Annotated in this window: 12 protein-coding genes; 5 read left to right on the top strand and 7 right to left on the bottom strand. The window is 63.5% G+C overall.

Annotated elements, in window-relative coordinates; translation table 11 throughout:
• Position 1: 1 nt before the first annotated feature.
• From CQ14_RS18495 to CQ14_RS18475, 5 genes are all read right to left on the bottom strand, one after another.
• On the bottom strand, positions 2-1,666 hold the full coding sequence (locus tag CQ14_RS18495; RefSeq protein ID WP_057859265.1) for a hydantoinase B/oxoprolinase family protein: 1,665 nt from the start codon (positions 1,664-1,666) through the stop codon (positions 2-4).
• Positions 1,667-1,688: 22 nt separating this feature from the next.
• Entirely contained in the window at positions 1,689-3,005 is a 1,317-nt protein-coding gene (locus CQ14_RS18490) for an aspartate aminotransferase family protein (RefSeq protein ID WP_057859411.1), read from the bottom strand.
• A gap of 78 nt (positions 3,006-3,083) precedes the next feature.
• Positions 3,084-3,773 (bottom strand): DUF4336 domain-containing protein, encoded by a 690-nt coding sequence (locus tag CQ14_RS18485; RefSeq protein ID WP_057859264.1) that lies wholly within the window; start codon positions 3,771-3,773, stop codon positions 3,084-3,086.
• 33 nt (positions 3,774-3,806) lie between these two features.
• Positions 3,807-5,039 (bottom strand): MFS transporter, encoded by a 1,233-nt coding sequence (locus CQ14_RS18480; protein ID WP_057859263.1) that lies wholly within the window; start codon positions 5,037-5,039, stop codon positions 3,807-3,809.
• A 66-nt stretch (positions 5,040-5,105) separates the two neighbouring features.
• Positions 5,106-5,951, bottom strand: a complete 846-nt coding sequence (locus tag CQ14_RS18475) for a CmcJ/NvfI family oxidoreductase (RefSeq protein ID WP_057859410.1) — start codon at positions 5,949-5,951, stop codon at positions 5,106-5,108.
• A gap of 399 nt (positions 5,952-6,350) precedes the next feature.
• On the opposite strand from CQ14_RS18475, the gene CQ14_RS18470 reads away from it, so the two are divergent.
• The gene (locus CQ14_RS18470; protein ID WP_057859409.1) at positions 6,351-7,130 is read left to right on the top strand and encodes an SDR family oxidoreductase; all 780 of its coding nucleotides are present in this window, start codon (positions 6,351-6,353) and stop codon (positions 7,128-7,130) included.
• Between the two features lie 229 nt (positions 7,131-7,359).
• Here CQ14_RS18470 and CQ14_RS18465 read toward each other — a convergent pair whose 3' ends face one another.
• Both CQ14_RS18465 and CQ14_RS43690 read right to left on the bottom strand, forming a co-directional pair.
• Positions 7,360-7,659 carry an HU family DNA-binding protein gene (locus CQ14_RS18465; RefSeq protein WP_028347431.1) on the bottom strand — a complete coding sequence of 100 codons (300 nt, stop codon included), beginning with the start codon at positions 7,657-7,659 and terminating at the stop codon, positions 7,360-7,362.
• 87 nt (positions 7,660-7,746) lie between these two features.
• Positions 7,747-8,049, bottom strand: coding sequence for a hypothetical protein (locus CQ14_RS43690; protein ID WP_156435129.1), 303 nt, complete (start codon positions 8,047-8,049; stop codon positions 7,747-7,749).
• Positions 8,050-8,086: 37 nt separating this feature from the next.
• Between CQ14_RS43690 and CQ14_RS18460 the strand changes: the two genes are divergently transcribed.
• The 4 genes from CQ14_RS18460 to CQ14_RS18445 are packed head-to-tail and all read left to right on the top strand — an operon-like array spanning position 8,087 to position 13,159.
• Positions 8,087-9,703 (top strand): ABC transporter substrate-binding protein, encoded by a 1,617-nt coding sequence (locus CQ14_RS18460; RefSeq protein ID WP_057859262.1) that lies wholly within the window; start codon positions 8,087-8,089, stop codon positions 9,701-9,703.
• Positions 9,704-9,727: 24 nt separating this feature from the next.
• Positions 9,728-10,705: an ABC transporter permease gene (locus tag CQ14_RS18455; RefSeq protein ID WP_057859261.1), complete on the top strand. Its 978-nt coding sequence runs from the start codon at positions 9,728-9,730 to the stop codon at positions 10,703-10,705.
• 4 nt (positions 10,706-10,709) lie between these two features.
• Positions 10,710-11,540, top strand: a complete 831-nt coding sequence (locus CQ14_RS18450) for an ABC transporter permease (RefSeq protein WP_057859260.1) — start codon at positions 10,710-10,712, stop codon at positions 11,538-11,540.
• A complete protein-coding gene (locus CQ14_RS18445) occupies positions 11,537-13,159 on the top strand; it encodes an ABC transporter ATP-binding protein (protein ID WP_057859259.1) in 1,623 nt (540 codons plus the stop codon). Before CQ14_RS18450 ends, CQ14_RS18445 begins: the two co-directional genes overlap by 4 nt.
• Positions 13,160-13,220 lie beyond the last annotated feature (61 nt).

Genomic DNA, 13,220 nt, shown 5'->3' with positions numbered 1-13,220 from the left:
ATTAGCTACGCTGCTCCGCCGGGCCTTCCGTCATGCCCTGCTCGCGGTCGCGGCGGCGGGCTTCTTCCGATCGCTTGGCGGGCGGCCCCCAGCCGCCGCCGCCGGAGGAACGTATCTCGAGGCAATCGCCGGGGTGCAGCTCGATGCCGACTTCCTTGGTGCGCAACACGCGCGGCTCGCGGCCCTCGGACAAGAGACGATAATGATGCGGCTTGCCGTCCTCGCCGCCGAGCATGCCGCAGGGACCATGGCGCGCGCCGTCGCCGGCGGTGTTGCCCTTGGCGGGCTTTGCCGTTTCCAGCACCAGATCGAGCGACACGCCGAGGCCACCGCGATGCTGGCCGTCACCGCCGGAGCCCGGGCGGAATTCATGGGTGCGGAAATGCAGGGGAAAGCGCACCTCCGCGACTTCAAGACTGCCGAACTTCAACCCGCCAACCGAATGCCACTCGCCGATCGACGACCATCCGTCACCGCCTGAGGACGCGCCGCCGCCGGGTCGCGCCTGGAACAGGTGCCAGATGAAATTTTTTCCGGTGCGCGGATCCTCGCCCTGGATCGCGATGCGGAAGCGCCGGCTCCAGCCGGCCATCGCGCGCTCGGGGCAGGACGCGGACAGCGCCTTGACGATCGCCTCGACGATTTCGTTGGAGGGATGGCTGGTGCACAGCGTCACCGGCCGGCCGGGATCGGCCCATACCACCGTGCCCTGCTTTGCGATCACCTTCAACGGCCGCAGCGCACCGGTGTTCTTCGGTATCTCGGCGTCGATCAGATAGGCGAACGCCATTGCAACTGCGGCCTGCATGTTGGCGTGGGAAGAGTTCACAAAGCTGGTCGACTGCGGATCGGAATCGGAGAGATCGACCTCGACATCGCTGCCCTTCTTGGTCACCTTCGCAGCGATGCGGATGTCAGTGCGGCCATGGCCGTCATCATCGAGGAACGCTTCGCCGTAGAACACGCCGTCCTTCCACGTCGAGACCACCGCCCTCGTCTGCTGCTCCGTCGCGTCAAGAATCGCTTCGACCGCAGCCTCAACCACCGGCGCACCGAATTCGGCAAACAGCCGCGACAGCCGCCGCTCGCCGAGATGCGCCGCGCCGAGCATCGCGGCGAGATCGCCGCGGAATTCGCGGGGGTTACGGATGTTCAATGCCAACAGATCAAGCAGATCGTCGCGCAGCTTGCCGGCTTCATACAATTTGATCGGCGGAACGCGCAGCCCTTCCTGATAGATCTCGGTCGCGCCCGGATTATAGGCGCCATGGGTGGCGCCGCCGATATCGCTCTGGTGCGCGCGGACGATGGTCCAGAGCAACCGCTTGCCGTCGGCGAACACCGGGACGAAGGCGGTGAGATCGGGCAGATGGCTGCCGCCGTAATAGGGATCATTCAGCAGGATGACGTCGCCCTGCGCGACGTCCTTGAAGCGTTCCTCGACCGCGAGGGTCGCCCAGGGCAGCGCGCCAACATGGACCGGCAAATGATCGGCCTGCGCGATCAGCCGTGCGCTCGTGTCGCAGATCGCCAGCGAAAAATCGCGGCTGGAATTGAGGATCTGCGAATAGGAGGTGCGAAGCATGGCCTCGCCCATCTCTTTCACGATCGAACTGAGGCGATGCTGGACGACGGAGCGCGTGATGGGATCGATCTTGGCGGCCATTGAACCCATTCTGTTATGCTGGTCAGGGCGTGCCTGCGACTTCCTCGAGCGCACCCGATGCCGCGTCGATAATCGCATGAATATCGGCATCGGTCATCGGGGTCGATAGCGCCATCAATCCGTTGCCCGCCGCCAGCACGCCGCGATTGAGCAGTGCGCGCGAAAACACCGTCTGCCGGCGGGCTTCCTCTTCGCTCAGATAGGCCGAGCGATAGTCGCGGACCAGGCGATCGGCGAAGTGTATCTTCAGGAGCGAGCCAAGCCCGACCGTGCCGCCGGGCACGCCGTGGCGACGAAACGCTTCGTTGATGCCGGAGCGAACCGCCTCGCCCATCGTATCGAGCCGCGCAAAGGCGGCATCGTCAAGCAGCTCCATCGCGGCGATCCCGGCCCGCATCGTCACCGGATTGGCGGAGAACGTGCCGCCATGCGGCAGCGCCGGCTTGCCCGGGCGCGGATCGAACACCGCCATGACATCCCTGCGGCCGCCGATCGCGCCGACGGGAAAGCCGCCGCCGATGATTTTTCCGAGCGTGGTGAGATCGGGATCGATATTCCAGATTCCCTGCGCGCCGCGATAACCGAGGCGGAACGTGATGACCTCGTCGAAGATCAAGAGCGCACCGACTTCGCGCGTCACCTTGCGCAGCGCTTCCAGATAGGCCCGATCCGCCGGCGCGAGACCGGCGCGGTTGGGCATGGGATCGACCAGCACGCAGGCGAGTTCGCGCCCGTGCTCGCGGATCAGGCTAACCGCAGCTTCGGTATCGTTGAAGGGAATGGTGACGACATCGGCCAGCACATTGTCGGGCGTGCCCTTGGCATAGGCAACCGAGACCGGCGCGTTGCGGCCCCAGGCCTCCGGTGTCGGATCGAGGCTCACCTCGGCATAATCATAGGAGCCGTGATAGGCGCCTTCGCATTTGGCGATCTTGGGACGGCCGGTATGCGCACGCGCCGCCTTCAGCGCCATCATCACGGCCTCGGTGCCGGAATTGGCGAACCGCACCTGATCGACGGACGGCAGGCGCGACGCCAGGAGTTCAGCGAGATCGACCTCGGACGCGGTCGGCAGGCCGAACGCAGAGCCAAGCGCCAGTTGCGCGGTCGCCGCCTTGATCAATGCGGGATGGGCGTGGCCATGAATCTGCGAGGTGAAATTGTTGATGCAGTCGATATAGACGTTGCCGTCGAGATCCCAGACCCGGCAGCCCTCGCCGCGCGCGGCATAGATCGGATAGGGCTTCATGAACACGGTGGTGCGGGTATTGCCTCCGGGCAGGCTCGCCAGCGCCCGATCGTACATTTTCTGCGATGACGAGTTCGGATCCGGGTACATGCGTGCTTCCATCCGGTTTTTCTTTTCATTGCAGCATACGAATTGTCGCTCTGCCTTGGCGAGTCTTATTCAGCGGCATCACTTGCTCAGCCACCCAAAGGCGCGGCGCAGGAATGCCCGGGCATCCTCCTCCACAGGCGTCCCATGAGCCATCAGCACCTTTTCGGCGGGCCAGGCAAAAATGCGTTTCAGAGAGTCGCGTGCGCCGCTGCGGTTGGTAAAGGCGAGACGAAACTTGCGGGGCACCGACGGCTCGGGGCCCATCATGAGGTCCAGTCTCGCCACGACTGCCCGCCATCCCGAGAGGCGATTGGCGGGAATCTGCTGGATCAGATCGGTGAAGAGCACGGTGCCGCTCTTGATGTGAAAGAATACCACCTCGGTGGTGATGCGGTTGCCCTGCATCAGGACCTGGTCGATGTCATCAGCCCAATCCGGGCTCGACGCATTTCCGAGGTCGGCATCAAAGTCGATGTCCCCGCGCTTCTCACGTAGTCCTGGCGGCGCGTAGAGGCTGGCTTCGGGATAGGCCCGCTTCCACTCCGGAAGAAACAGATGATGCAGAGAATTGGGAGCAACAATGTGCCGTACGCGACCGAGGGCATCCACTACCGCTCGAAAGCTCTCCGACAGTTGTATCGGCGACCAGATGAAGAGGTCTCCGCTCGATAGTCTCATGACGGCCATTCGCGTTGGATAATGAAATCCGAACACTGACACGTCAGGTCCATCCGCGATCCATATCTCGCGACCGAATTCCTTTAGCATGGGCTGATATTGGTACCGATCAATGAAGGCCGACTAGGTGTACATCAAAAACACAATCGTCCCGATGATCAAGGTCGCGGCCATGAATAGCAGCACTGCAGGAAGGCCGAACAGCGTGGCCACGACGCCGGTCGCCGATTGCATCAGCGCGGCGCCGAGGAAGAACGCGAGGTTCATGCCGGAGAGCGCCTTGCCCGCGTTCTGCGCCCCCGCCAATTGCCGTGTCATGCCGAACAGCAGCGGTTGCGCCGATATGGCTATACCGATCAGCACCAGCAGCAGGCCGTCAAACCGCGGCGGCATCGCGGTCACCCCGAACAGATCCGACAACGGATAATGCGGCGCCCCCGCCGACATGAACGCAAGCATCAGGGCGACAAAGGCATGCGTGGCAGCCAGCACTTCGCGGCGATGGCCGATGCTGCGATCGACAATCCCCATCAGCACCGGCCCGACGATCAGCGCCAGCGTGAACAGGCCGAGCGCATTGCCGGCCTCGATGCGGCTGAGCGCCTTGATCTCCATCAGCCACGGGCCGCCCCACAATCCGCGCAGCACCAGCGAGGCCGCCAGGGAAACCAGCCCCAGCGCGATCAAGCCGCGAAGCGGTCGTGACAGCCCGATACGCAGCACCTCGGCCATCTGCGAGAGCGGCGAGGAATCATCGGCATGCTCGGCTGGTTGCTTCGGCACCAGCAGGAACACTGCAATCGCGACCAACGCGCCGAAGCCGGCGGAGATCCAGAAGCCCATCCGCCAGCCAAAATGCTCGACGACGAAGGCGAGCGGGCTCGCCGACAACAGCATGCCGATATTGCCGATCGACAGGATGATGCCGGACCACAGGCCGAAGCGCGCCGCCGACATCTGCTTCGCCGCCAGCGTCATCGGGCACATCAGCATGCCTGAGGTGGCGACGCCGAGCAGGAACTGGCCAACCAGAAAGCTCTCCGGCCCCGTCGCCAGTCCCGAAGCCAGCGCACCGATGATGGTTCCCACGAGCAGGCTCAAGGCGACCGGGCGGACGCCAAAACGGTCCATCGCGGCGCCGACCGGGATCTGCGAGGCGGCGAAGGCGAAATGATAGATCGAGGTGAGGCTCGCCAGCGTCTGCGGCGGCGTGCGGAAGTCGGCCGCCATCACGTCGAGGCTGATGGCCGGAATGGTCCGCAGCAGCGTCGACAGCATGTGGCCGCAGGCCAGCGCCAGCAGCGCAAAAATCAGGGCGCGGAAGTTGCCATCCGCGCTATCGGCCTTGCCGTCCATGAGCTGTCTCGCCCCAAAGCTGTTTGGGGCGAGGTATCACCAATATCGCGGGAACGCGAATCCGGCTCAGTTCCTGTGGAACACCAGCGTCCGCAGCTCGATGCTCTCGCGCGGCGCCGCATCGGCAGGCGTGGTCGGATCGATGAAGGCGGTGTGCGGCCCGAACCGGGTGCGGCCGTCGGTTGCGGAATCGTAGCACTTCAATAGCAGCGCCTCGTCGGCCCGCATTTCCGGAATGTAGTACCAGCGATGGTTCGGGTTGTATTTCACCGAATAGGTTTCGCCGCTGCGGTTCGGATAGATCAGATCGGAGGCGACGAGGTCGCCCGGCTCGACGGTCTGGCCGTCGCACATCGCGAGCGGCGCATCGCGCAGCGGCCCGCGGATCGGTCGCCAGACATTGATGACCTGCACGCGTCCCTTCAGAAGCTCCTCGGCCTCAGCGGGCAGATGTTCGCGAACGCGATTGGCGCCTGATTTGTCGGTCTGGTCGACATGGACGCACGTGGCAGGCTGACGCGGACCGGCGCCCCTGATGTCAGCCGCGCCCTCAACGCGCTTGCGCACGGTGTGATCGAAAATGAAGACGCGATCCGCCTTCAGCGTCGCCTTCAGGAAGGCTTCCACAGCGGGATAGTAGACGTTCCTCACTTCCTTATCGTCGTAGAAATCCTTGACGATGGTGGGATGGCGGACCAGCGAAAAGCCTTCGCGGTCCAGCGAGAGGTTGGCGGCGATCAGGCGCGCATCGAAGATCGGAACGTTGTGGGGTTCGGGCAGCGCGGTGGATTTTGGTTCGCCCGGCGGCGGATCGAAAGCGTAGGTGCGCGGCTTTCCCGCTACAGGCGCGAGATAGTTCAGTTCGGCGGTAACGAAGGGAAGCGATTCGAGTTTGGCTTGCTGCAGGCCCATGGTGTTCTCCTGGACTCCATTGTTGTTCTGTTTGATCTTGGATCGGCCGCAGGTACCCACAAGTCCGCGACGAAAATAGCAACGATGCCTTTCCCGGCGGCGGCAAACAGGAAAAATCTTTATCTAAAGTGCCTTCCGAACCGGATAGTATTTTCGGCATTCACGGGGGCGTCATCGACCGCGAGCGGCGCGTTACAATACTGTTTTCCGCCGACCCTGCTCATCCGCGGCGAAGCCGTCGTCAATCAGCGTGATCCGGATCTTCAATGCGCGAGACGCGAAGCTGCCTCACCCGCAGGCCACTTGATCATGCCGGCCCGCGGAACCATGATGGCACGATCGGCCGATCATCCGCATCGGCCAGCCGGCGGCATCAAAGACCGCGATCGGGAGAGCACCATGCAAGTCACGATGAAAGATCGCGTCGCCGTCGTCACTGGCGGCAGCAAGGGAATTGGCCTCGCCGTCGCCAGGCAATTTGCCGCCTCGGGCGCCAAAGTGGCGATCCTCGCGCGCGGCGCAGCCGACCTCACCGCGGCGCGGGAATTGCTCGCCAAGGAAGGTCTCGCGGTGCGCGACTATGTCTGCGACGTCGCGAAGGCATCGGACATTGCCAAGGCGCATGAGAAGATCGTCGCCGATCTCGGCCCGGTCGACATCCTGATCAACAACGCGGGCACGGCACGGACGATGGCGTTCGAGAACATCTCCGACGACGCCTGGCAGGAAGACCTCGATCTCAAACTATTTGCCGCGATCCGCTTCAGCCGGCTGGTCTGGCCGGGCATGAAGGCGCGCAAATGGGGCCGCATCATCAATGTGCTCAATACCTTCGCCAAGGCGCCGGCAGCGTCCTCGGCCCCCACCTCGGTATCGCGGGCGGCCGGCATGGCGCTGACCAAGGTGATGGCGAGCGAAGGCGGCGAGCACAACATTCTGGTGAACGCCATGCTGGTCGGCCTGATCATGAGCGATCAATGGGTGAAACGGCACGCGGCGCAGGCGCCGGACACGGACTTCGATGTGTTTGCCAAGAACCTCGCCAAGGGCACCCCTTTGGGGCGCATCGGCACGGCGGAGGAATTTGCGAACCTCGCCTGCTTCCTCGCATCCGAGCAGGGATCGTTCATCACCGGTACCGCCATCAATGTCGATGGCGGCCGGTCGCCGGTGGTGTGACTGAGATCAAAGTGGCAGCGTCAACTTCTGCCTCGCCCCGCTCTTGCGGGGGCGAGACGAGCGAAGCCCGCTCTTGGAGCGTCGGGGTGAGGGGCTATCTCCGTTAGAGTTTGGACTCACGGATAGCCCCCTCACCTGCCGCGAAGACACGGCGACCTCTCCCCGCAAGAGCGGGGCAAGGTGGGAGAAAACAAAAAGGCCCCCGTCGCCAGGGGCCTTCTCGCTTTTCTTAGACCGCGTCCTTGGCAGCCTTGACCGGGCGGGCCCGGACAATCTTGCGGGCCGGCTTGGCCTTGAACATCATTTCCTCGCCCGTGAAGGGGTTGGTGCCCTTACGAGCCTTGGTCGCCGGCTTCTTGACCACGACGAACTTCGCGAAGCCAGGAACGAGGAATAGCCCGTTCTTCTTGAGCTCCTTGTGACCGACGTCAACGAGCGTGTCCATCACGTTCTTGACCTCTTTCTTCGAAAGTTCGGTGGTGGTCGCGATCTTCTCGATCAGCTGCGACTTAGACATTTGGGTAGCCATGGTTGCTCCATTGATTCTGGCACAGGCGACGATATGGCGAAAAACGCCTAAAAAACAGGGTTTCCGACATTCTGCACAACTATCTCGCTAGTCGAGTTGCAGTGATTCGTCCAATTTTTCCGGGTTTTTTAACATCAGAAGCCCTCCGAAGCCTATTTTTATGGGGATTCCGCACGCCCCGATGCCCCATTTCCGGACAATCCCGGGCTGCGCGCCAGTCTCCGCCTCTATCGGAGCGAGCCGTGATTTGCCGTCTGCAAGGGCAAAATGTGCGGATTGATTGACCGGCAAGTACGTTGTTTTCAGGAAGGATTTTCCGCCCCGCGCGTTGATTTGAAAATGACTCGCGTTGGCGTTCCATCGTAAAATCGCCCCCCAAGGCGGACGCATGAACGGTTCGCCACCAATATGTGTTCGGAGACTTCGCATGGATTTGACGCGCCTTGAGATCAATCGCCGCACCGCACTGCTGACGTCGGCGGCCATCGCGGCCAACGTCATCAATCCGATGCGGGCCTTCGCGCAGGAAACCCCGCGCAAGGGCGGCGTGTTCAACGTCCATTACGCCGCCGAGCAGCGCCAGCTCAATCCGAGCATCCAGGCTTCCACCGGCGTCTACATCATCGGCGGCAAGATCCAGGAGAACCTCGTCGATCTCGATGCCAACGGCCAGCCGGTCGGCGTGCTCGCCGAGAGCTGGGAGGGGACCCCGGACGGCAAGACCGTGACCTTCAAGCTGCGCCAGGGCGTCACCTGGCACGACGGCAAGCCGTTCACCTCGGCTGACGTCGAATTCACCGCGATGAATATGTGGAAGAAGATCCTCAATTACGGATCGACGCTGCAGCTCTTCCTGACTGCGGTCGAGACGCCGGACGCGCACACCGCGATCTTCAAATACGAGCGGCCGATGCCGCTGAACCTGTTGCTCCGGGCGCTACCCGACCTCGGCTATGTCTCGGCCAAGCATCTCTATGAGAACGGCGATATCAGGCAGAACCCGACCAACCTCGCGCCTGTCGGCACCGGCCCGTTCAAGTTCGTCAAATATGAGCGCGGGCAATACATCATCGCCGACCGCAACGAGAATTACTGGCGGCCCAACGCGCCCTATCTCGATCGCATCGTCTGGAAGGTGATCACCGATCGCGCCGCGGCATCGGCGCAAATGGAAGCCGGCGAACTTCACTACGCGCCATTCTCGAGCCTGACGCTCTCCGATCTCGCCCGCCTCGGCAAGGACAAGCGCTTCATCGTCTCGACCAAGGGCAATGAAGGCAACGCGCGGACCAATACGCTGGAATTTAACTTCCGCCGCAAGGAACTGTCCGACATCCGCGTACGCCGCGCCATCGCGCATGCGATCAACGTGCCGTTCTTCATCGAGAATTTTCTTGGCGATTTCGCCAAGCTCGGCACCGGCCCGATCCCCTCGACCTCGACCGACTTCTATCCGGGGCCGAACACGCCGCAATACGCTTACGACAAGGCCAAGGCCATCGCGCTGCTCAACGAGGCCGGCTTCAAGCCGGGCACCGGCGGCACGCGGTTTTCGCTCAAACTGCTTCCGGCGCCGTGGGGCGAGGATATCTCGCTGTGGTCGACCTTCATCCAGCAATCGCTGGGCGAGATCGGCATTCCCGTCGATATCGTGCGCAACGATGGCGGCGGCTTCCTCAAGCAGGTCTATGACGAGCACGCCTTCGACATCGCCACCGGCTGGCACCAGTACCGCAACGATCCCGCGGTCTCGACCACGGTCTGGTACCGTTCCGGCCAGCCCAAGGGCGCGCCCTGGACCAACCAGTGGGGCTGGGAAGACAAGAACGTCGACAAGACCATCGACGATGCCGCGACCGAAGTCGATCCGGCCAAGCGCAAGGCGCTCTATGCCCAGTTCGTCAAGGAGGTGAATACGGAGCTGCCGGTCTGGATGCCGATCGAGCAGATTTTCCTCACCACGATCACGGCAAAGGCGCGCAACCACTCCAATACCCCGCGCTGGGGCTCGGCGAGCTGGCACGATCTTTGGCTTTCGGCCTGACACTATATCCGCCAGAATAGGCGCATGCGTATCCTGAGCCTTGCGGGGCGGCGGCTCGCCGCCTCGATCCCGACCCTTGTCCTAATCCTGATCGGCGTGTTCCTGCTGCTGCAGTTCGCGCCGGGCGACACCGTCGACGCCATGATGGCGCAGATGGGTGGCGGCGATGCCGCGACCGCCAAGGAACTGCGAAAATTCTACGGGCTCGACCTCTCGATCCCGGCGCAGCTCGGCAATTATCTGTGGCGGCTGGTGCGGCTCGACCTCGGCTTTTCCTCGATCTACGGCAAGCCGGTGGCGTCGGTCATTCTGGAACGGCTGCCGCCGACGATTCTCCTGATGACCGCCTCGCTGTCGTTCGCCTTCTTCTTCGGACTGGTGTTCGGCGTCATCGCAGCCCGCGGCGTCAATCGCTGGCCGGACACGCTGATCTCGACGCTCGGCCTGGTCTTCTATGCGACGCCTTCGTTCTGGTTCGGGCTGATGGCGATCGTGGTGTTCTCGGTCTACCTGCAATGGCTGCCGCCCGGCGGTTTCGAGGATATCGGGACGATGCGGACCGGCATCTGGCGCGTGTTCGATATCGCCAGCCATCTGGTGCTGCCGACGCTGACGCTTGGGCTGATCTTCCTGGCGATCTATCTGCGCATCATGCGCGCCTCGATGCTGGAGGTGCTGAACCTCGACTACGTTCGGACCGCGCGGGCCAAAGGCCTCGACGAGACGCGCGTGGTGACGCGGCACGTGCTGCGCAACGCACTGCTCCCGATGGTGACGCTGATCGGGCTGCAGGCCGGCACCATGCTGGGCGGATCGGTGGTGGTGGAAAGCGTGTTCTCGCTGCCGGGCCTCGGGCGGCTGGCCTATGAATCGGTGGTGCAGCGCGATCTCAATACGCTGCTCGGTATCGTGTTCGTCTCAGCGCTGCTCGTCATATCAGTGAACTTCGTCGTCGATCTCATCTATGCGCGGCTCGATCCCCGCATCACGGCCGAGGCCTAGCGCGATGGACGCCGTCAAGCGCTATTTCCGAAGTCCTGCCGCGGTTGCCGGCCTGATCCTGCTGTTGATCGTGATTGCCATGGCGATTTCCGCCGGCTGGTTCTATCCGCGCGATCCGCTGGCGCTGGCGGGACGTCCGCTGGTCTGGCCGTTCTCCAACCCGCGCTTCCTGCTCGGCACCGACAATTCCGGCCGCGACATCGCCGCGCAGATTTTCTACGGCGCGCGGATATCGCTCCTGATCGGCGGCGTCGCCACGGCGATTGCGATCCTGATCGGCATTCTCGTCGGCGCCTTCGCCGGCTATTACGGCGGCTGGGTCGACAATGTACTGATGCGGATCACCGAAGCATTCCAGACTCTGCCGAACTTCGTGCTGTTGCTGGTGCTGGTCGCCGTCTTCGGCTCGACGCTGACCACCGTCACCATCGCGGTCGGCGTGGTGTCGTGGCCGGCGCCGGCGCGGCTGACCCGCGCCGAGTTCCTGTCGCTGCGCAACCGCGAATTCGTCCAGGCCGGCCGGACGCTCGGCATGAAGAATATCCAGCTCATTTTCCGGGAAATCCTGCCCAATGCGCTGCCGCCAGTCATCGTCTACGCCAGCGTGGTGATGGCGGTCGCGATCCTGCTGGAGAGCGCGCTCGCCTTCCTGCGGCTGTCCGATCCCAACGTGGCGTCGTGGGGCAATCTCATCGGCCTGGGGCGCGATGTGCTGCGCGTGCAGTGGTATGTCTCGGCGATCCCCGGCATCGCCATCCTCGTCACTGTGCTCGCGGTGTCGCTGGTCGGCCAGGGCCTCAACGATGCGCTCAATCCGAGGCTGAAGGGCCGATGAGCGAGCACGAGACCATCCTCTCGCTCGATCGCCTGAGCGTCCGCTTGCCCGGCGGCGCTGACCGGACGCATGCGCTCCGGGACGTGTCGCTGGAAATTGCTTCCAACGAGATCCTCTGCGTGGTCGGCGAATCCGGTTCCGGCAAGTCGATGATGGCGAACGCCGTCATGCGGCTGTTGCCCAATGAAGTGACGATCGACAACGGCCGGATCATGTTCGAAGGCCGCGATCTCTGCGCCGCATCGATTGCGGAAATGCGCGAGGTGCGCGGCGACGGCATCGCCATGATCTTCCAGGAGCCGATGACGGCGCTCAACCCGCTCCGCACCATCGGTGACCAGATCGCCGAGATGTTCTCGATCCACACCGATCTCTCGAAGGCGGAAATCAACACGCGGGTGCTTTCGCTGCTGGCCGACGTCCGCATTCCCGACCCCAAGGTCGCGGCGAAAGCCTATCCGCATGAGCTCTCCGGCGGCCAGCGTCAGCGCGCCATGATCGCGATGGCGCTGGCGCTCGATCCGAAACTTTTGATCGCGGACGAACCGACGACGGCGCTGGACGTCACGACGCAAGCGCAAATTCTAAAACTGATCCGTGACCTGCAGCAGCGCCGCAAGACCGCCGTCATGTTCATCACCCATGATTTCGGCGTGGTGGCCGAGATCGCCGACCGCGTGGTGGTGATGCAGCATGGCGTCATCGTCGAACAGGGCGCCGCTTCCGACGTGCTGCACCATCCGCAGCATGCCTACACCCGGCAGCTCATCGCCGCGGTTCCGCCGCTAAAGGCGCCGCCGCCGCGCGCGCTCGCGGCCGACAATATCCTGACGATCTCGGACGTCTCCAAGACCTACCGCACCGGCGGCTTCTTAGGCCGTGGCGCGCGCGTAACGCCGGCCGTCAAGAACGTGTCGCTCGCCCTGCCCCGTGGCGCCACGCTCGGCATCGTCGGCGAATCCGGCTCCGGCAAATCGACGCTGGCGCGCTGTATCGTGCGGCTGATCGATCCCGATACGGGATCGATCGTGCTCGACGGCAACGACTGGGCGAAGATGTCGCGCGAAGACGTTCGCCGCGAGACCCAGCATATCCAGATGGTGTTCCAGGATCCGTTCGCCTCCCTCAACCCGCGCCGCAAGGCCGCCGAACTGGTGGCGCAAGGGCCGATCGTACACGGCATGCCGCGGGCAAAGGCGATTGCGGATGCGAAGGAGTTGTTCGCGCTGGTCGGGCTCGACCCTTCCGCCGGCGACCGCTACCCGCACGAATTCTCCGGCGGCCAGCGCCAGCGCATTGGCCTCGCCCGCGCGCTGGCGCTGAAACCGGACGTGCTGGTGGCGGACGAGCCGGTCTCGGCGCTCGATGTCTCCGTGCAGGCGCAGGTGCTGAAGCTGCTCGCCGAATTACGGCAGCGGCTCGGGCTTTCCATCGTCTTCATCACCCATGATCTGCGCGTCGCGGCGCAAATCTGCGACCTCGTCGCCGTGATGAAGGATGGGGCGGTCGTGGAACATGGGCTCGCAGGCGAGGTGTTCGGCAATCCGCAGCACGCTTACACGCGCGCCCTGCTCGACTCTATCCCCGGCGGCGCGTTCGCGCGCGAGCATAAGGTATGAATACCAATATTGCGGCCATACCACCTCAAAAGCGGATATCAACGGTGGACAGATGAATGAC

Origin of the sequence: Bradyrhizobium lablabi (assembly GCF_001440475.1) — a bacterium.
Taxonomy (GTDB): domain Bacteria; phylum Pseudomonadota; class Alphaproteobacteria; order Rhizobiales; family Xanthobacteraceae; genus Bradyrhizobium; species Bradyrhizobium lablabi.
The sequence above is the reverse complement of the archived record's forward strand: the minus strand, read 5'-3'. Positions and strand labels throughout refer to the sequence as shown.

Excerpts from the sequence above, each read along its gene's own strand:
- CQ14_RS18495 (WP_057859265.1), bottom strand. The coding sequence starts at position 1,666 with ATGGCCGCCAAGATCGATCCCATCACGCGCTCCGTCGTCCAGCATCGC.
- CQ14_RS18445 (WP_057859259.1), top strand. The coding sequence starts at position 11,537 with ATGAGCGAGCACGAGACCATCCTCTCGCTCGATCGCCTGAGCGTCCGC.
- CQ14_RS18490 (WP_057859411.1), bottom strand. The coding sequence starts at position 3,005 with ATGTACCCGGATCCGAACTCGTCATCGCAGAAAATGTACGATCGGGCG.
- CQ14_RS18480 (WP_057859263.1), bottom strand. The coding sequence starts at position 5,039 with ATGGACGGCAAGGCCGATAGCGCGGATGGCAACTTCCGCGCCCTGATT.
- CQ14_RS43690 (WP_156435129.1), bottom strand. The coding sequence starts at position 8,049 with ATGCGTCCGCCTTGGGGGGCGATTTTACGATGGAACGCCAACGCGAGT.
- CQ14_RS18465 (WP_028347431.1), bottom strand. The coding sequence starts at position 7,659 with ATGGCTACCCAAATGTCTAAGTCGCAGCTGATCGAGAAGATCGCGACC.
- CQ14_RS18460 (WP_057859262.1), top strand. The coding sequence starts at position 8,087 with ATGGATTTGACGCGCCTTGAGATCAATCGCCGCACCGCACTGCTGACG.
- CQ14_RS18475 (WP_057859410.1), bottom strand. The coding sequence starts at position 5,951 with ATGGGCCTGCAGCAAGCCAAACTCGAATCGCTTCCCTTCGTTACCGCC.
- CQ14_RS18450 (WP_057859260.1), top strand. The coding sequence starts at position 10,710 with ATGGACGCCGTCAAGCGCTATTTCCGAAGTCCTGCCGCGGTTGCCGGC.
- CQ14_RS18470 (WP_057859409.1), top strand. The coding sequence starts at position 6,351 with ATGCAAGTCACGATGAAAGATCGCGTCGCCGTCGTCACTGGCGGCAGC.
- CQ14_RS18455 (WP_057859261.1), top strand. The coding sequence starts at position 9,728 with ATGCGTATCCTGAGCCTTGCGGGGCGGCGGCTCGCCGCCTCGATCCCG.
- CQ14_RS18485 (WP_057859264.1), bottom strand. The coding sequence starts at position 3,773 with ATGCTAAAGGAATTCGGTCGCGAGATATGGATCGCGGATGGACCTGAC.